The 16,146-nt window shown below is 60.9% G+C and carries 12 protein-coding genes; 5 read left to right on the plus strand and 7 right to left on the minus strand.

All coding sequences use genetic code 11. The features are described 5' to 3' along the window. Positions 1 to 399: 399 nt before the first annotated feature. Positions 400 to 1,851: an amidohydrolase family protein gene (locus tag AC0GUR_RS09155; RefSeq protein WP_472877149.1), complete on the minus strand. Its 1,452-nt coding sequence runs from the start codon at positions 1,849 to 1,851 to the stop codon at positions 400 to 402. A 132-nt stretch (positions 1,852 to 1,983) separates the two neighbouring features. On the opposite strand from AC0GUR_RS09155, the gene AC0GUR_RS09160 reads away from it, so the two are divergent. Next, positions 1,984 to 2,865, plus strand: a complete 882-nt coding sequence (locus AC0GUR_RS09160) for a LysR family transcriptional regulator (protein WP_472877150.1) — start codon at positions 1,984 to 1,986, stop codon at positions 2,863 to 2,865. Between the two features lie 119 nt (positions 2,866 to 2,984). Here AC0GUR_RS09160 and AC0GUR_RS09165 read toward each other — a convergent pair whose 3' ends face one another. Together AC0GUR_RS09165 and AC0GUR_RS09170 are read right to left on the minus strand one after the other, a co-directional pair. After that, positions 2,985 to 3,461, minus strand: coding sequence for a molybdopterin-dependent oxidoreductase (locus tag AC0GUR_RS09165; RefSeq protein ID WP_472877151.1), 477 nt, complete (start codon positions 3,459 to 3,461; stop codon positions 2,985 to 2,987). Positions 3,462 to 3,618: 157 nt separating this feature from the next. Continuing rightward, positions 3,619 to 4,791, minus strand: coding sequence for an amidohydrolase family protein (locus AC0GUR_RS09170; protein ID WP_472877152.1), 1,173 nt, complete (start codon positions 4,789 to 4,791; stop codon positions 3,619 to 3,621). A 264-nt stretch (positions 4,792 to 5,055) separates the two neighbouring features. Between AC0GUR_RS09170 and sorA the strand changes: the two genes are divergently transcribed. The 3 genes from sorA to AC0GUR_RS09185 all read left to right on the plus strand — a co-directional run bounded on the left by sorA (position 5,056) and on the right by AC0GUR_RS09185 (position 8,104). Beyond that, positions 5,056 to 6,297: a SorA family sulfite dehydrogenase catalytic subunit gene (gene sorA, locus AC0GUR_RS09175; protein ID WP_472877153.1), complete on the plus strand. Its 1,242-nt coding sequence runs from the start codon at positions 5,056 to 5,058 to the stop codon at positions 6,295 to 6,297. A 1-nt stretch (position 6,298) separates the two neighbouring features. Continuing rightward, positions 6,299 to 6,649, plus strand: a complete 351-nt coding sequence (locus tag AC0GUR_RS09180) for a hypothetical protein (RefSeq protein WP_472877154.1) — start codon at positions 6,299 to 6,301, stop codon at positions 6,647 to 6,649. Positions 6,650 to 6,718: 69 nt separating this feature from the next. Beyond that, the gene (locus tag AC0GUR_RS09185; protein ID WP_472877155.1) at positions 6,719 to 8,104 is read left to right on the plus strand and encodes an FAD-containing oxidoreductase; all 1,386 of its coding nucleotides are present in this window, start codon (positions 6,719 to 6,721) and stop codon (positions 8,102 to 8,104) included. Positions 8,105 to 8,145: 41 nt separating this feature from the next. On the opposite strand, the gene AC0GUR_RS09190 is transcribed toward AC0GUR_RS09185, so the two are convergent. Together AC0GUR_RS09190 and AC0GUR_RS09195 are read right to left on the minus strand one after the other, a co-directional pair. Continuing rightward, positions 8,146 to 9,609, minus strand: coding sequence for a GntP family permease (locus AC0GUR_RS09190; RefSeq protein ID WP_472877156.1), 1,464 nt, complete (start codon positions 9,607 to 9,609; stop codon positions 8,146 to 8,148). After that, a complete protein-coding gene (locus tag AC0GUR_RS09195; RefSeq protein ID WP_472877157.1) occupies positions 9,599 to 9,841 on the minus strand; it encodes a hypothetical protein in 243 nt (80 codons plus the stop codon). Before AC0GUR_RS09195 ends, AC0GUR_RS09190 begins: the two co-directional genes overlap by 11 nt. Positions 9,842 to 10,090: 249 nt before the next feature. On the opposite strand from AC0GUR_RS09195, the gene AC0GUR_RS09200 reads away from it, so the two are divergent. Then, positions 10,091 to 12,223 (plus strand): eCIS core domain-containing protein, encoded by a 2,133-nt coding sequence (locus AC0GUR_RS09200; RefSeq protein WP_472877158.1) that lies wholly within the window; start codon positions 10,091 to 10,093, stop codon positions 12,221 to 12,223. 106 nt (positions 12,224 to 12,329) lie between these two features. Here AC0GUR_RS09200 and AC0GUR_RS09205 read toward each other — a convergent pair whose 3' ends face one another. Together AC0GUR_RS09205 and AC0GUR_RS09210 are read right to left on the minus strand one after the other, a co-directional pair. Beyond that, entirely contained in the window at positions 12,330 to 12,728 is a 399-nt protein-coding gene (locus AC0GUR_RS09205) for a tail protein X (RefSeq protein WP_472877159.1), read from the minus strand. A 34-nt stretch (positions 12,729 to 12,762) separates the two neighbouring features. Continuing rightward, positions 12,763 to 16,134: a DUF6519 domain-containing protein gene (locus AC0GUR_RS09210; protein WP_472877160.1), complete on the minus strand. Its 3,372-nt coding sequence runs from the start codon at positions 16,132 to 16,134 to the stop codon at positions 12,763 to 12,765. Positions 16,135 to 16,146: the final 12 nt, after the last annotated feature.

Consider the following 16,146-nt stretch of genomic DNA (forward strand, 5'->3'; position numbering starts at 1 on the left):
CAGTGAAGCTTTCCGGGTTGGGTGGTGAGCAGGTATTTGCGACGCGCGGCATCGCGAAATCATGCGAATAGCTTGAAACACAAGCTGAATCAGATACGTACGCCTGCAGGCGTTTCCTCGCGAAGTAACCTCATCGCCACCTGCCAGTCACACTGCTGAACGAGGCTGACGCTTGACTGATCAGCAGTAGCTGACCCGTCGTTCGCATTATCAGGGTTCGGGAGGACTGACCATGACGCCCATGATCATCGGCTTACTGGCCGCAGCCGCCATCGTCGTAGAGATCGCCATTGCTTATCACCTGGAGCGCCGCTGGGTGCATGCGCGAGCCGTTCGATCACTGCAGTGATGCGGTAGGCTGGCCCGCTCGAATCAAGTGTGTCGCTCCTGATCGGGGTGCTATGACGCGCTATTCCGGCCCCGGGAGGCGACCTGGGCTTTGGTTTTCTCGAGCATGGCGTCCAGTGCTTTACGGTTGTAGACGTGGCCGCGCAGGATCACCGTGTCGATGTCGCGAGTGGCCTGGATGTCTTCCAGTGGATTGCGCTTGAGCAACACCAGGTCCGCTGCCGTGCCTTCGGCAATCGCGCCGTAGCGGTCGAGTTTGCCGAACCATGCTGGGCCGGAGCGCGTTGCCGATGCCAGGGCCTGTGCTGGTGTCAGGCCGTTTTGCACGAACAGGCTCAGTTCCTCGTGAAGCCCGATGCCCGGGTAGTTGAACGAGTTGAGAAAGCCCGCATCCGTCCCCGCCATGATGGTCACGCCTGCTTGTTGCAGCATCGGCAGCACCGCCGCCAGGTGTTGGTAATGTGCGTGCCGCGCGGCAATCTGCTCGGGCGTTGCCTTGCTTGCGCGTTCGATGCGCCAGTCGTAGGTCTTGCGTAACTTGGGGCCGATATACGCCAGGTACGGATCGTTGGCGTGAGTATCGGTATCGAGAAAGTCGAGAATCCGGCCGCCATTGAGAGTAGGGGTGACAAACACACCCTTTTCAGCGAAGCGTCGATAGGCAGCCATGGCCGTCGCCTTGTCGAATCCCTCGTCGAGCCGGTGGTTGGCTTCTGCGCGAGTGATGTGCCCCGCGGCAAAGTCCGCCGCGATGGATGCTTCATTCTTTACGCCAGCCTTGTAGGCGTAGTCGATGTGTTCGATCGAGCTGATGCCGGCATCGACTGCCTGTTCGACGGTGATGGCCATGGGAATGTGGCCCGACGAACGGATGCCGAGCCGCTTCGCTTCAGCGACAGCGTAGAGAAAGAGCTGGGGATCGAGCGTGCTGTCGGTGATCTTGACGAAGTCCACCCGGTCCTTCTGAAGCTTGCCGAAGGCGGCGTCCACATCGGCCTCGCTACCGACTTCGATCGTGCCCTTCCACACGGGGTGAATGCCCTCGATCTTTGCACCCGAGGTAAACAGCTGCGGGCCAAACAGCGCGCCCTTGGCAATGTCGCTACGCCATTCAAGCACTTCATTGGGCAGGTCGCCGGAGCAGTCGCGCACCGTAGTGATGCCATGCGCAACGTAAAGTGGCAGTAAGGCTTTGTTCTCCTCCACCAGGTCGGGGCCGCCACCGAAATGCACATGCATGTCCCATAAGCCCGGGATGACGTAGCGATCCTTGCCTTCAATCGTCAGTCCGGCCTTCCAGCTCTTCGCTGTCTCGCCGTCAGCGCCTACGGCGACGATATCGCCACCACGAAGCACTACCGCCTGATTGGGAATGGTTTTGGCGTGCTCGACGTCGACCACGGTCGCGTGCCGGATGATCACATCTCCTTGGGAGGTGGCGGCAAACGCAGGTGACGACACGGCAAGCAGCGCCGTCGCGGCGAGGGAGAGAGGCTTCTGCATTGGACGGGGATTCCTCAGGCGGTGCCGGGGGCGATGACGGCCTGGAAGAAGCCGTCAGTGCGTACAAGTCGTTGTTCGGCAGGTTTCGGCATGTTAGAAGTGGGATGGTGCATTTAGAAGTCAAATATTCAAATGGCTGCCAGTGAAAAATCGAATAGATTGCTGTTCGACCTGGATCTGTTGCGCACGCTCATGACGGTTGCCGATTGCGGCAGCTTTACGGCGGCATCGGCGCGTTTGCACTCGACGCAATCGACAGTGAGTCAGAAGGTGCGTCGTCTGGAAGAGATGGCTGGGTACCCGTTGTTGGTGCGTGGCGGTCGCGATGTGCGCCCCACGGATCAGGGTGAAAAACTGCTTGCCTACGCGCGTCGCATGCTTTCACTCAATCATGAAATGCTGGACGCGCTCTCCGGCGCCGCCGAGGCAATGACCTTGCGGCTCGGCGTGCCAGAGGATTTCGTGGCTGGGCGAACCACGCAGCTTCTCGCTCGCTTCAGCCGAAAGCACCCCCACGTGAAGCTGGAAGTCACGACTGGCCTGAGTCGCGACCTCACACATGGTTACGATCACGGCGAACTGGACTTGGTCATCATCAAGCAACGCCGCAACAGTCGCGAGGCGGTGGCGCGATGGCCGGAAACACTTGTGTGGATCGATAGTGCCCGTCATCCCGCCATTGCTCTCGACCCGCTGCCGCTGGTGACATTCCCGCCGCGTGGCTTATATCGGGAGGAAATGGTCAGGGCGCTAGAGAGCCAGGGGCGCGATTGGCGCATCAGTTTCACCAGCTCCAGTCTGTTCGGCGTCCAGTCCGCTGTCGCAGGCGGTCTTGGCGTCAGCCTCGTGCCCGCGCGGGCTGCAACGGCGGACCACGTGATCCTGGCGCGAAAGCATGGGTTGCCTGCGATCCACGCGATGGATATTGCTCTTCACCATCGGCCCAATGCGGACCCGATGGTGAAGGAGCTTGGCACTGAGCTGTCCCGGATGTTTGAGCGCTTTCGTGACTGAGGGCGGTCGCTCCATGGGTGCGTCATGGATCAGTTGCGGGCTCGGGTGAGGCTGAGCGGCAAGTCTGGCAAGTGTTGAGCGTATTGCGTGGTTCGTTTCGGGCGTGAACCATTGGAGACTCACGGCGTCGCGCCGTCTCCGACCTCGATGGTCGTGACGCGATTCACCCAGCGATCTGCGCGCTTGTCTTTGGGCACAATCAGCTTGAAGGGGCCGTCTTGCGCAAGCGGTTTCCCATCCCGGGTGTCCGCCACGATCACTTCGACATGTTCAAAGTCAGGCGCAAGTTCGGCGGCGCTGAAAACCACCTGATAGCCATCTGCGCCAGTGACACGCACGATTCTTGTCATGGCTCGCCCATGCAGTGCGTCGCCCGACGCCACGCAGGTGCGCTCCACTATCTCTTGGAGTGATACGCCCTGCCAGACGCTTGGCCGCTCGCCCTCTTTGGCAGCGGCACTGACAGTGGTTCGTGACATCGCTGCCAACGCTGGCAGGTCCAGTCGGTAGGCGGGCTTGCCGTCCAGAATCAGCTTGATGGATGGGTGGTCAGCCAGGCCTGAAGTGATATCTGTTGCGCAAGGTGACAAGGCCATGCATAGCAGAAGGCCAGACACTAACCCTTGGCGCGTGGCGTGCCCTCGCATCGCCGGGCTCCCCCGAACGGACCGCTGAATAGGTACCCTTGCGCAAGCTAACGGAGTGCCCGTCAAAACTTCGAAAAGGGATCGGCGATTGGGCCAATGGTTTGCGTCAGGCAGTCGGCGTCCAGAATTCGCCCCGCCGAACGATGGTGCGTTCTGCAGGAGCGCCTGCTACCGCCGCGGCGCCATGGAGTGCGTTCACGATAAGAAAGTTTGCTTCGCCGCCCGCCGTCAATCCGTAGTCCGCTTTGCCAATCACGGATGCTCCGGCCTGGGTGGCCATATCCAGGGCAACCCGTAACTCTTCGTCGGTATAGAACCCGGAGCGATAGCCGATCAACATGGCCCGCTGAAGCATGTCGCCATTGCCGTAGGGCCACCACGCGTCGCGGATATTGTCGCTGCCTGCGAATACGCGCACACCCGCCGCGCGCAGCTGCAAGATGGGAGGGAAGGGGCGGTCACCGGGCGCATTCGTCATGAGGGCGATGTCCGCGTTCGCCAGCGCGTGCGCTGTGCGCTCGACGACATCCGTCGGCACCTCGCCAAGCGCATAGGCATGGCTGACCGCAACCCGCCCCTGCAGGCCTGCGGCGGTCGTTCGTTGCGCAATGCGCAACAGTTGTTCGATGCCTTGCCTGGCGGGTTCGTGCAGATGAATGTCGATCTTGACGCCGCGACGTTCGGCAATGTCGAAGATGATGTCGAGCTGGGCGTCCGCGTTCCCGTCGAGCGTCGTGGGGTCGATGCCACCGATAACGTTGGCCCCTTCCTGTAGGGCGGCATCGAGTATGTCGGCGGTCCCGGGGCAAGACACCACGCCCGCCTGCGGGAATGCGACAAGCTCGATATCAACCACATCACGCCACTTGTCACGCGCGTCCATCACCGCATGGAGGTGCGAAAGGCCAGTGGTGGCATCTACGTCAACATGGCATCGCATGGTCATCGTGCCAAATGCAGCGGCCTGGGCAATCAGTGCGTCGGCGCGTTCCACCATCGGGCGTGCAACGGCCAGCGCCCGTTTTTCGGCAGTCAGTCGTTCCCGCAGCGAGGATGCAGGTACATGCGGATGCCACCGGTCGCCGACGAAGCTCTTGTCGAGATGGATATGCCCGTCGACGAGTCCTGGCAGGACCAGATGCCCCTTCAGGTCGATCACCTCGGTGGCGAGCGACGCATTGCCATGGGAGCCGATTTCCACGAAGCGACCGTTCCGCACGGCCAGGCACAATCGGTTGCCGTGCACGTCCACAGCGTTGTCAAAGAGTCGATCAAACACGTTGCATATCCAGTCAGTTGCGCGGTGATGTGCGTTGATCGTCACACGATAGAAGTTGGCTCAGTCATTCACCAATTAAATGATGCGATGGCCATCATTCAGTATTTGGATGATGGCTTTGCCTCGCTGCCATGACTGCTGGTGCAGCGGTTTCACGTGTTTTGGACGAGCAGGGGCAGTTACTACACGTATGATTTGTCGCCTGGCCGACCGGGTGATGTGGTCCATAGGACATGAATTGGCCAACACCGAGGGGTTACCTCAATGGGGCAGAAGTGGAGCACCAGCGACATCTCCCGGCGTCGCTTCCTGCAAATCGCCGGCCTGGCTGGTTCCGTCGGCGCAATCGGTGGAGCTCGGGCACTGAGGGCGGAGGCAGCGACCGCGCGTTTGCCATTCGCCAATGGCGAGCGCGAACTCAGTCGAGCCTTTCCCCAGAAGGGCGAGATGATTTTGCTGAGGACACGCCCGCCGTTGCTCGAGACGCCGTTCGACGTGTTTGACCACGGAGTCTTTACGCCCAATGATCGTTTTTTTGTGCGTTGGCACCTTGCCTACATACCCACCCAGATTGATGCAGCGAGCTTCCGCCTGGTGGTGCGGGGCAAGGTTGGAAAACCGTTGTCGCTCAGTGTCGAGCAGTTGATGAAGGAATTCGAGCCGGTGGAGCTCGCCGCCGTCAATCAATGCTCCGGGAATTCCCGAGGTCTGTTCAGTCCGCGGGTCGCCGGTGGGCAGTGGGCTAACGGCGCCATGGGCTGTGCACGATGGACCGGTGTGCGCCTGAAGGACATTCTGGATCGTGCAGGGGTGGATGCCGGTGCGGTGCAGGTGCGCTTCAATGGACTCGATAGCGGGGTGGTTCAGGCGACGCCCGACTTTATCAAGTCGCTGGACGTCGATCATGCGAGGGACGGCGAGGTCATGGTGGCCTATGGCATGAACGGTGAGCAGCTGCCGTTGCTCAATGGGTTCCCCCTACGGCTGGTGGTGCCAGGCTGGTACTCCACCTATTGGGTGAAGATGCTCAACGACATCGAGGTTCTGGACAAGCCCGACGACAACTTCTGGATGGCCAAGGCCTACCTCATTCCCGATACACCTCATGCGAGTGTCACACCAGGTCAGACGGGATTCAAAAGTGTGCCGATCAATCGCATGGTGCCGCGTTCGTTCTTTACCAATCTGAGGGATGGCGACCGTGTGCTACCCGGTCACCCAGTGCAGATGCGCGGCATCGCTTTCGGTGGAGATACCGGTGTGGCAAAAGTACTTTGGTCCAGTGATGGCGGTGCGCGCTGGGCAGAGGCCACGCTGGAACAAGATATTGGCAAGTACAGCTTTCGTCGCTGGCATGCGCACTACACACCCGCATCGCACGGCGAAGACACGCTCATGGTCAAGGCCGTCAACAGCAGCGGCGTGGAGCAACCAATTGCGGCCAACTGGAATCCCGGTGGCTACATGCGCAATGTCATCGAGTCGGTCAAGGTGAAGGTTGGCTGATATGAAACCCAAGCGGACACTTGTTGCTCCCATGGTTTTGGCTTCCGTGGCAATGGGACTGGCCTGGGCTCAACCACCCCACACCCCTTCCATCGCCATTCATTCGGTGGCGGTCGATTTGCCGGCCAGCGACGCGGTGTTCCCGCCGGGGCCCGGTTCAGACAAGGCTGGGCAGTGCCTCATCTGTCATTCCGCCGATATGGTGTTGAAGCAGCCTGCGCTTACCCAGCCAGAGTGGAAGGCCGAGATCAACAAGATGAGAACGGTCTACGGGGCGCCCATCGCCGAAAGTGACGTTGATGGCCTGAGCGTCTACATGAGTAAGGTCAATGCCGATCAGCAGACCAAGTGATGCGAAAGGCCTGGTGCGGCAGGTGATGTAGCGGAGCCTTTTCCCGACACTCTTTACTGAGGTGAGTCAGTGGCCCGGCAATTCGACGCGGTGGTGGTAGGGGCGGGGCAGGCGGGGCCGTCGCTGGCGGAACGGCTGGGTCGTTCCGGTCGAAAAGTGGCGGTGATCGAGCGAAAGCTCGTCGGTGGTACCTGCGTCAACACCGGGTGCATCCCCACCAAGTCGATGGTGGCGAGTGCCTATGTGGCCCATATGAGTGGCCGCGCCGCGGAGTATGGCGTGCGACATGACGGCGTCATCAAGGTGGACATGGAGCGCGTATGGGAGCGCACGCGCGGCATATCGGGGCAATCTCGAGCTGGCGTGGAGAAGTGGTTGGAAAACATGCCGAATGTCAGTCTGTTGCGTGGTCATGCTTCGTTTGAATCACCGCGCCAGCTACGTGTGGGCGATACGCTGATCGAGGCCAACGAAATTTTCCTTAATGTGGGTGGCCGTGCGATGGCTCCGAATTTTCCAGGCGCCGACACCGTGCCGTATCTCACCAATGTCGGCATGATGGATCTGCGCGAGCTTCCCGAGCATCTGGTGATTGTCGGTGGCAGTTATATCGGGCTTGAGTTCGGGCAGATGTTTCGCCGCTTCGGCGCGGAGGTAAGCATTGTCGAGCGTAGTGAGCGGCTGCTTCCTCGCGAGGATCCAGACATCGCGGCTGCCGTGGTCGACATACTGCAGGCGGAAGGCATTGCATTGCACCTGGGTGCCGAATGCATTGAGTTTCAAGGCAAGCCAGGCGACGTTTGCATCATTGCAAAGTGTGCCGACCCGCGCATGGAGGTGCGTGGCACGCACTTGCTTGCCGCCATGGGACGTCAGCCCAATACGGATGCATTAGGTCTCGAGAAGGCTGGCGTGCAAAAGGACGAGCGCGGTTACATCGTCGTAGACGACCAGTGCCGTACCAATGTGGAAGGCATCTGGGCCATGGGCGACTGCAACGGCAAGGGCGCATTCACTCATACCTCTTACAACGACTACGAGATCGTTGCCGCGAACCTGCTGGATAACGAGCCGCGACGCATTTCCGATCGCATTCCGGCCTATGCGCTGTTTATCGATCCGCCGCTGGGTCGTGTTGGCTTGTCGGAGCAGGAGGCTATGCGGCAGGGGCGCGACATCTGCGTCGGTGTGCGACCCATGGCACGCGTGGGCCGCGCCGTGGAGCGCGGCGAATCGACGGGTTTCATGAAAGTCATCGTCGACAGAGGGAGTAAGCAACTGCTCGGTGCTGCCATCCTTGGTGTCAATGGCGATGAAGCCATTCACAGCCTTCTGGACACCATGTATGCGCAAACGCCGTACACCACCGTGACCCATGCGGTGCACATTCACCCCACCGTGGCGGAGCTACTGCCCACCGTGCTGCAGGATCTCAGGGCGCCGAATGAGCAGTGAAGGTTGAGTTGCGGGATCCCCGGCCATGAGCGTCACTCAAATCAGAATGAGCCAAACAGGGCACCCAGTGGAATGATGATGAGCAACGCTACGATGGATGGCGCGATGCCCACAGCGACGATGGTGCGATAGCTTTCCCTGTGCGTGGTGCCGCACAGCGCCAGTAAGGTCACGATGGCGCCGTTATGAGGCAATACGTCGAGCGTGCCCGAACCAATTGCCGCCACCCGATGCAAGAGCGATGGATCGATACCGGCCGCCTCTGCCGCTGCCTTGTAGATGGCGCCCATCGCATCCAGTGCGATGGTGAGTCCGCCGGATGCCGAGCCGGTGAGGCCTGCAAGTACATTGGTGGCGATGGCGAGCGAGACGACGGGTCCACCTGGTACGGCCAGCACCTGTTCGCGTATGAAGTGAAACGCAGGCAGGGCGGCGATCACACTGCCGAAGCCGGCAAGGCAGGCCACGCTGAGTGCGGGTATGACCGCGGCATGCGCGCCCGCATCCACGCTTTCGCGCAGGCTGGGCAGGCGAGCGCGATGCAGCACGATCAGCACCAGAATGGCGGCAGCCAACGCCACGATAACCGACCACACGCCAGCCACGGCGGCCACGAAGGTCGCCCCCCACTTCGGTTCAGCCAGATACCCCAGATCCATGCGTGGCAGTACCAGCATGGACATCACCAGATTGACCGCCGTGACTACCAGTAGTGGAGCAAAGGCAGCGAGCGCTGATGGTGTGGCCCTGGCGGGTTCGGACTCCCGGGCCTCGGCGAGATCGAACTCGTCGGCCAGCGCGCCGCGGGAACGGTTGGATTCCGTCTCGGATGGTGTATCGAGCGCAGTGATGCCGCTAAAGCCCTCGCCTTTGCTTTGCGCGTTCCTGCGTTCGTACGACAACCAGAGCATGCCCAGCGCAAACATGATGGCGGCGGCGATCAACCCCAGGCCAGGCGCCGCAAACGGGGTGGTGCCAAAAAAGGGCATGGGTATCGCGTTCTGGATGGCGGGTGTGCCCGGCAGTGCGGACATGGTGAACGAGCACGTGCCAAGCACGATCGTTGCCGGCATGAGCCGTCGGGGCACGTTGGCCGCGCGAAACAGCTCAGTGGCCATGGGCACCAGCACGAAGAAAGCGACAAACAGGCTGACGCCACCGTAGGTGACCATGGCGCCTGCGAGAACCACGGCGAGCATGGCGCGCTCCTCGCCCAGCCAGCGAATCATGGCGTCGGCTATGGCGCGGACCGAGCCGCTGTCGTTCATCAACTTGCCAAAGATGGCGCCAAGCAAAAACAAGGGGAAAAAGCGCCCCAGGAAATCTGCCGTGCCAACCATGAACAGCTGCGTCCAGCTCGCCAGTAGCGGATAGCCGGAGAACAGGGCGGCCACCAGTGCGGTCAGCGGCGCCAATACCAGCACGCTCCATCCTCGGAAGGCGAGTCCGGTGAGCAGCACCAGTGACACGAGCATGCCGATGAGGCCGATGGCGTCAGAGATCATAGGAGAACGCGTCGATATCGAGGGTGGCGGTACGACCAAGTTTCGAGCCATGTTCATCGAGAAACTGCGAGGCCGCATGGCGGCCAGCTTCGCGCAGCATCAACAGGAACGGCCACTCCGCATTGAGCTTGGAGGAATACCACCAGCACCGGATCGCGATTCGTGAGCTGACATTCCCTGATGTTCCGCCACATCGTGCGCTTGCGGTTTGAAGCAATGATGACGGCTGCATGCGGCCCCCATGGTCGGCCGCCAATGTGCCTGCGCTGAGGTCAAGGCATGGTGCATGAGGTCGATGTCTGGCAGCTCGGCTCACGCGTGAAGGGTGTGCCCTTCACCCCTTCTTCATATCGGCTGCATCGCGATGAGCGGGCTTTCGGAAAAGTGAGTCCGGGCTCCTGCGTGGCGTGGGCTGGCCTGCGAGGATCCGACGTATACTCACTCGAGGGGTCGCGCCGGCATTCTCTGGGAGGCCGCAGTCATGAGTGCGCGCCAATGGATCCAGCCTAAAGCTGCGAGCGGAACGGCGGCACAGCGGTTGCCGGGTCCGAGCAATCTGCTCAAGCGCACATCGGTGCATGTGCAAGCTCCCGGGCAACTTGCGGCTGCGGCGAAGAGTCCTCGTGGAGAACAGCGAGCGATCGCGCCTGCCGGGATGGATGGTGAAGGGCCTGGCGCCGCTTCTTCAGGTTTCGGATTCGATGTGTCGCGAATTCCCATTACAGCTTCGCCAGGCCATCGCGAACAGGTTGCGAGAGCACACCATGATTCGTTGGGCGCGCAGCACGCGCGCAGAGAGCGACAAACCCAGTTCAATGCCGAACCATCTGGTGAACCATTTCCTTTCCTGGCCACCATTCAAAAGTCGTTCGGTCATCACGATCTCTCTCGCGTTCGCGTGCACACGGGGCGAGCGGCCACAGCGACTGCGTTGGCCGTAGGCGCGGAGGCGTTTACCCATGGATCGACCGTGACTTTCGCACGAACACCAAGCCTGCATACGGCAGCTCACGAAGCCGCTCATGTGATTCAGCAGCGCAACGGGGTGATAGTTGCCGGTGGCATGGGGCGGGCAGGGGATGTCTACGAAAAGCATGCCGACGAGGTGGCGGATAGGGTGGTGCGCGGCCAATCCAGTGAGGCGCTGCTCGACGCGCTACCGCAAGGCATCGCGACTCCAGCACCGGTCATGCAGCTTCGGCGTATTCCGCCCAATGTTCGCGCGCTGCTTGCCACTACCACAAACCTGCCGGCAGACAGGGCGGGTGCGCAGCGGTTGGTTGATCTTGCCATGGCCGAGCTTACGCCCGCCGAGCGAACCAAGGTGCTGACCAGTCGCCGCGGCAAATTGTCGGAGGCTGATTTCAACGCACTGCCGGTCGCGGAACAGCTGGCCAGGCATGCCGAGGCGATCGTCGCGTTATTCCCTGATCGGAAGTTGGGTGACCCGGCGTCGATGGATATCGCGCCACGGCCGGCCACCGCGGATGCCGCCAACATCGCCAAATTGGTTGCCCATGCAGATGCAGCCTTCAATGCGATCGCCACCCATGCCCACGACACGAGTATCGAGCAGGTGTTCGGCAAGGGGACTGTTGCCACGGTGAAGGCAAAATGCGCTGAAGCCCGCAAATGGATGAACAAGTTGCATGCGGATAACAAGATCCTGACCGATCGCTCCGGTTATTCAGGCGAGGTCGGTCGGGGTGGACTGTCCGACTTCCATGATGTCATTCGTCTCATTTCGTGGGCCATAGACGATCCTGATCAGCATCGCTCAGCTGATTTGCTTATGCACGAAAGCATGCATGCGGGCAATGACGATGTAAAAGATAATATTTACATGGGTGCTACCGGATTCAAGGAGCAGGAGCCGGACAAGAAACTCGCCAACGCGGCACATTACGAGGTGATCTTTTGGCGCGTCCTGGAACCGACTAACGCCAGCGCTTTCCCGGTCACGCCACCGACGGTGCCGCCAAGCTTTGAGACCTTCACTCCGGCCGGCACCCAGAAGACTCCAGCCCGATCGGTTGCGGAGAAGAGCGTCAAGTTTGCGTATGAAGAGCTGAGATCCAGCTGGGCACTGGCGCTCAATCTGCATGTGGTCTACGTCCAGCTACTTGGTACCCCGACCGACTGGACAGTGCCACAGCCTGATTACGGCGGCGTGCGTCTCGACAAGTCGGTGCCGTTCTGGTCGAAGGTCCAAAAGCTCACTGTGCATCTCAAGACCGACATTGATCCGACGTCGGCAGACAAGGCCAAGCATCCGGTGTCACAAATCGATATTGCCTTGTCGGAGGGATTCACCCGCAAGCTCCATGCTGGCATGCACGTGCTCAGTCCGCTGAAAACCGAGGGCCAGGTTTTCGCATTCGAATGGGCCATGGCCACGGGCGCCGAGCTGAGTGCTACCTTCCCCGGCGCCAAGCATAACGATGTGAACAAGGAACGCGACTTCCTGCTGACATTGGCCTTGCGAGATCCCACGGTCGGGCCGGTCACCGGCAGTGCGGCGCGCGACCTTCGGGTCGTCAAGCAGCTCAATGCGCCAACCGGCGGTTGGCCCGACATATTGAAACCCACCAACCCAACCGCCTTTGCTGATTGAAGGGTTGCCACCGAGACTCATGTCGCCCTTGGCCGTGCAGGGCGCGATTCATCAGGCGCTCCTGCGGGGCTTGCCCATCGAGCGCTGCCCCGCTGCTCAATGATGCTCAGCTGTGAAGTTTGATGAACGCGCCGAGGTCGTCATTCAATGTCTGGATGGCAGTGGTGCGCGTCGCTGATTGGGTTTGACCGGATCCCTCGGTGACACCGGCCAATTGCGCGACGGATGCCTGTTTTACCGACCTCCCGAGTTGATTAAGTATGGTCAGAAGCGCCTCGCGCTGAGGGTTGATGTTGTTTGCCGCGGTGATGGTCAGGTCCGACAACGGTGGCACGACAATGGGAGTGCCGGTTGGAAGCTTGCTGATATCTGCGCTGAGCCCCGGGTTGGCGGCGGTCAATGCCGCGCTCGCCTGGGTCAGTCGTGGGTCTTTTGCCTTCAGTCCGTAAATGCGTGAAGCAAGGTCGGCTAGTGTGGTTTCGTTGGACAAGGACACGATCTGCATGGAATTCGCTCCAATGAAAAACGGGTGATCTTGCTCAAGCGATGACGTTTAGTGGAGCCCATGGTGCAGCAAGCGGCGCGGTATTGAGGGTAATGCCATGGCTGACGATATTGCCAAGTACGGTGGCTGGATACGGCGCCTTGGGGTCGCCGGTGCCAACGGTGATGGCCATGTCCGTAAGGGCGCCGGCGCAGACAATGCGATTATTTCCGACGATGGCGCTATCACAGTTCAATTGAATGGCCGGTTCGCCACCTTGCTGAGTGTTGAACTGGTTGCAGACGTTTCCGCTAAACCCGCAGTGACCGCCGTGTCCGATATTGACCAGCGGGACGGAGCTGTTGCCGGACATGATGTTGCCTTCAGCTGTGTGCATTTCACCGGCGCCCTTGGCGTCATTGACGAACAGCGCAGTGAAGCGTCCGGTTTTCGTGGTGTCTATGCTGTTTTGACGGACCAGATTGCCCGAGGTGATCAACTGGGCGAAGTTGGATGCCACTGCGATGCCATAGCTTGATTGATCCAGCGAGCCGGGCACCCCGATGTCGGCGATGTCATTGCCCGACACCGTGGCCGCCTGCACCTTTTGCAGAAGAATGCCAGCCGCCGGGATCGGCTGGTTGGCGATGTTGCCGATCAGGCCAACGGTGTTGTTCTGGATTACCGTGGTAGGAATGCCGACGACTTCGATGCCCGCAATGACAACCGTAGCCGCCTGGCGGCTGATGTCGACTTTGAGATAATCCCTGGCGAAGCTGCCGGTGAGGTTGTTGCCGGAAATATTCTGCGATGGCGTGGGTGGTTCCAGCACGGCCAAAACTTCATTGTTGCGGATGATGATTTCCGCGGGCGTGCCTGAGCCTACGGCCAAAATGCCCTGTCCAGTGACTTCGGTGATCGAGTTTTCGATGATGGAGCTGATCAGCACGGTGCCCGTCACCTGAATGCCTGGGCCGCCGAAAAGCGTGATGTGATTGCGACTGACGTGTGCCTCGGTTACTGGCAGCTTGCCGCCGGGAACCGAGCCGATCTGAATTGCGGCAGGTGGCGACTGCACGTTGACTTTGCCGAGTGTCGACGCGTTCGTGCCACTCATCGCCTGCGTGATGAAGTTGTCGGAGACGACCAGCCCATCCGTGCCGCAAACAATGCCGATGCTTTGTACGTCAACATGGTTCCGCTCAATGCGCACCACGGCATCGGGCAGGGCTACACCTTCAATGCCGATACCGGCCGTACGGCAACCCAGGATGCGGTTTGCCGACAGGGATATCTCAAGCAGAAACGCGCTCAATGCGGTGCTGCTGTTGATGTCGGCGATACCAATACCGGCAAGGGCACACGGCATCCAGTTGTCGATGATCTCAAGGTCACCCAGGATCAGGATGTCGCGAACGACCGCCAGGGTTGCACCTTTGGCGATGGCAGCACCGGCTGCCGCGTTGTTGAGGAGCAGGCCAAGCTTGCCGACACCCAGATCTGCCACCAAGACGTTGTCGCGAATCAGCACTTCCAGCAGGAATCCATCCAGCGCAATCGCCATGCTGCCGGGATTGAATGAGCTGGCGAGTGGGGCCTGATAAGCAAGGGTCACATTTTCCAGTTCGCTCACGGGCGCGGGCGCAGGGGCGGGTGTTGGCGCAGGTGCAGGCGCTCCCGCCACGGTTCGATTGGCGGCGGACGACACGGCCAGAACACCGCAGCGTTCGATGGCAATCTCCGCTGAGTTGCGCAACAGAATGCCGATGGCCACGGGGATGCTTGCGGATGCTGAAGCGCCAGTCGCCAGCGTTGCGTTGTTGGTGCCGGGGGCAACCGCAACGGCTAACACGTTGAGTTCCTCAATGCTCAGCCCGAGGCTCGTGGCAATTTGTATGGCCGGCCCGTCTCCCGCAAACAGCAGCACGGTGGATGGGCCTTGTCCGTAAAGGGTCACGGCACTCAGGCTCTCCATCATCAGTGTTGCGCTAAGGTGGAACACGCCCGGCCCCAGGCAGATGCGCCCACCGGCACTCCTGACTTTCTCGATGGCCATTTCAATGGTTGCGGTGCCGGCGTTGTGGTCCGTCGCATCCACGCACACGGTGCAGCCGCATCCGGTTTCAGAAGGCACATTCGGGGGCCATGGCACGCGACAGTCACTGCCGACTGACACGGTGCTGCCTGAAGTCGTATAGCTGGCCAGCACAGCGTAATGGTGATGAATGGCAAGTGGCGGCGCCTTGGTCAGGGTTTGCACTGAGGCGTTGATGGTGCGCGCCGCAAAACACCAATGATCGGCAGTGTGGAATTGTCCGTTGGTGACTGTGCCGTCCAGGGTCAGCTCAACCTGTACACCATCTTCGAGATCCATCCATCCCGCTGCGATGGGCAGCAGGCCATTGCTGTCGACACCCTGGGACTGGTCCCAGCGAATGAGGCGTGTATGGCGCGAGGGGGCGGCCGCGTTGAAGCCTGCCGGTAACGGCCGATCCAGGGTGATGCTTCGGGTCGTCTCATCCGGTGGGCCGACGATCTGAGCCATCGTCCCGGGCAGGCCCGCCAGCTCGGTGGCATCATCAATGATCTCCACCCAGTCATTGGCCTCAAAGCGCAACACCGCGTCGCGCCCGATGCGATCGACCGTGATCTTGCAACTCGTGGCGGCATTGGTAATGCCGGTGATGCGACTGACGATCGAGGCGTTTTCTCGCGACCATTTCCAGCGCGCAGTGTTGATGTCGCCGGCGGTATGAATCTCTACCCGGTACAGGCGATTCTCGATGCCACGATAGCCACCCTGGTCCGGCAGAATGCACGGATCGGTCGGCGCCACCGGCGCGACGGCCTGGCTGGAGATCTGTCCGGCGGATGGCGGGAGCAGTCCGTTGAGGTTCGTGCTGCACGAAAGCTGGACGCCTCCCGCTGAGGCGCTTGAGAGCAGTTTGACCTGCCAAACCGTCTGGATGCGGGTGGTGGTGTCCACGCCACCTAGCGCGACATCCAGTAGATCCGGGTCCTCGATGTAGGTGACCTCACGCTTCCACACGTCCAGGTACACCAGGCCGCTACCGCTGATGGCCGGTGGGTTGGGGTAGAAGGGTTGGTTGAGATACGTCACCGGCTGACCATTGACGGTCTCCCCGTTGAACAGCTCGGCCTGGATGCCATCGACGTAGCAGCGGCCAACGCCGACGGCCAGATCGGTGCCACTGCTCGTGGCTGTGATCTTGAAGCCGTTGGGCGTGGTCAGTGTTGGCACGGCCGCGGGCCCGAAGGTATCGGCCGCCTGCGTATCCCAGCGTCGCGCTGCGAAGTGCGCCATGCTGTTCCAGTCGGCGTCCAGGTGGACCCGACCTTGCTGCATCAGCACCTCGGCGTAGTGCTTGTAGAGCCCATTCGCGATGCGGGAATAGTCCCCGGCCATAACGGTTCTCCG

The sequence above is a fragment of the Dyella sp. PARNA 12/25 genome (assembly GCF_055702865.1).

Bases quoted from the DNA above. Each gene is read 5' to 3' on its own strand.
- AC0GUR_RS09155 (WP_472877149.1), bottom strand. From the start codon at position 1,851: ATGCAGAAGCCTCTCTCCCTCGCCGCGACGGCGCTGCTTGCCGTGTCG.
- AC0GUR_RS09160 (WP_472877150.1), top strand. From the start codon at position 1,984: ATGGCTGCCAGTGAAAAATCGAATAGATTGCTGTTCGACCTGGATCTG.
- AC0GUR_RS09165 (WP_472877151.1), bottom strand. From the start codon at position 3,461: ATGGCCTTGTCACCTTGCGCAACAGATATCACTTCAGGCCTGGCTGAC.
- sorA (WP_472877153.1), top strand. From the start codon at position 5,056: ATGGGGCAGAAGTGGAGCACCAGCGACATCTCCCGGCGTCGCTTCCTG.
- AC0GUR_RS09180 (WP_472877154.1), top strand. From the start codon at position 6,299: ATGAAACCCAAGCGGACACTTGTTGCTCCCATGGTTTTGGCTTCCGTG.
- AC0GUR_RS09190 (WP_472877156.1), bottom strand. From the start codon at position 9,609: ATGATCTCTGACGCCATCGGCCTCATCGGCATGCTCGTGTCACTGGTG.
- AC0GUR_RS09195 (WP_472877157.1), bottom strand. From the start codon at position 9,841: ATGCAGCCGTCATCATTGCTTCAAACCGCAAGCGCACGATGTGGCGGA.
- AC0GUR_RS09200 (WP_472877158.1), top strand. From the start codon at position 10,091: ATGAGTGCGCGCCAATGGATCCAGCCTAAAGCTGCGAGCGGAACGGCG.
- AC0GUR_RS09205 (WP_472877159.1), bottom strand. From the start codon at position 12,728: ATGCAGATCGTGTCCTTGTCCAACGAAACCACACTAGCCGACCTTGCT.
- AC0GUR_RS09210 (WP_472877160.1), bottom strand. From the start codon at position 16,134: ATGGCCGGGGACTATTCCCGCATCGCGAATGGGCTCTACAAGCACTAC.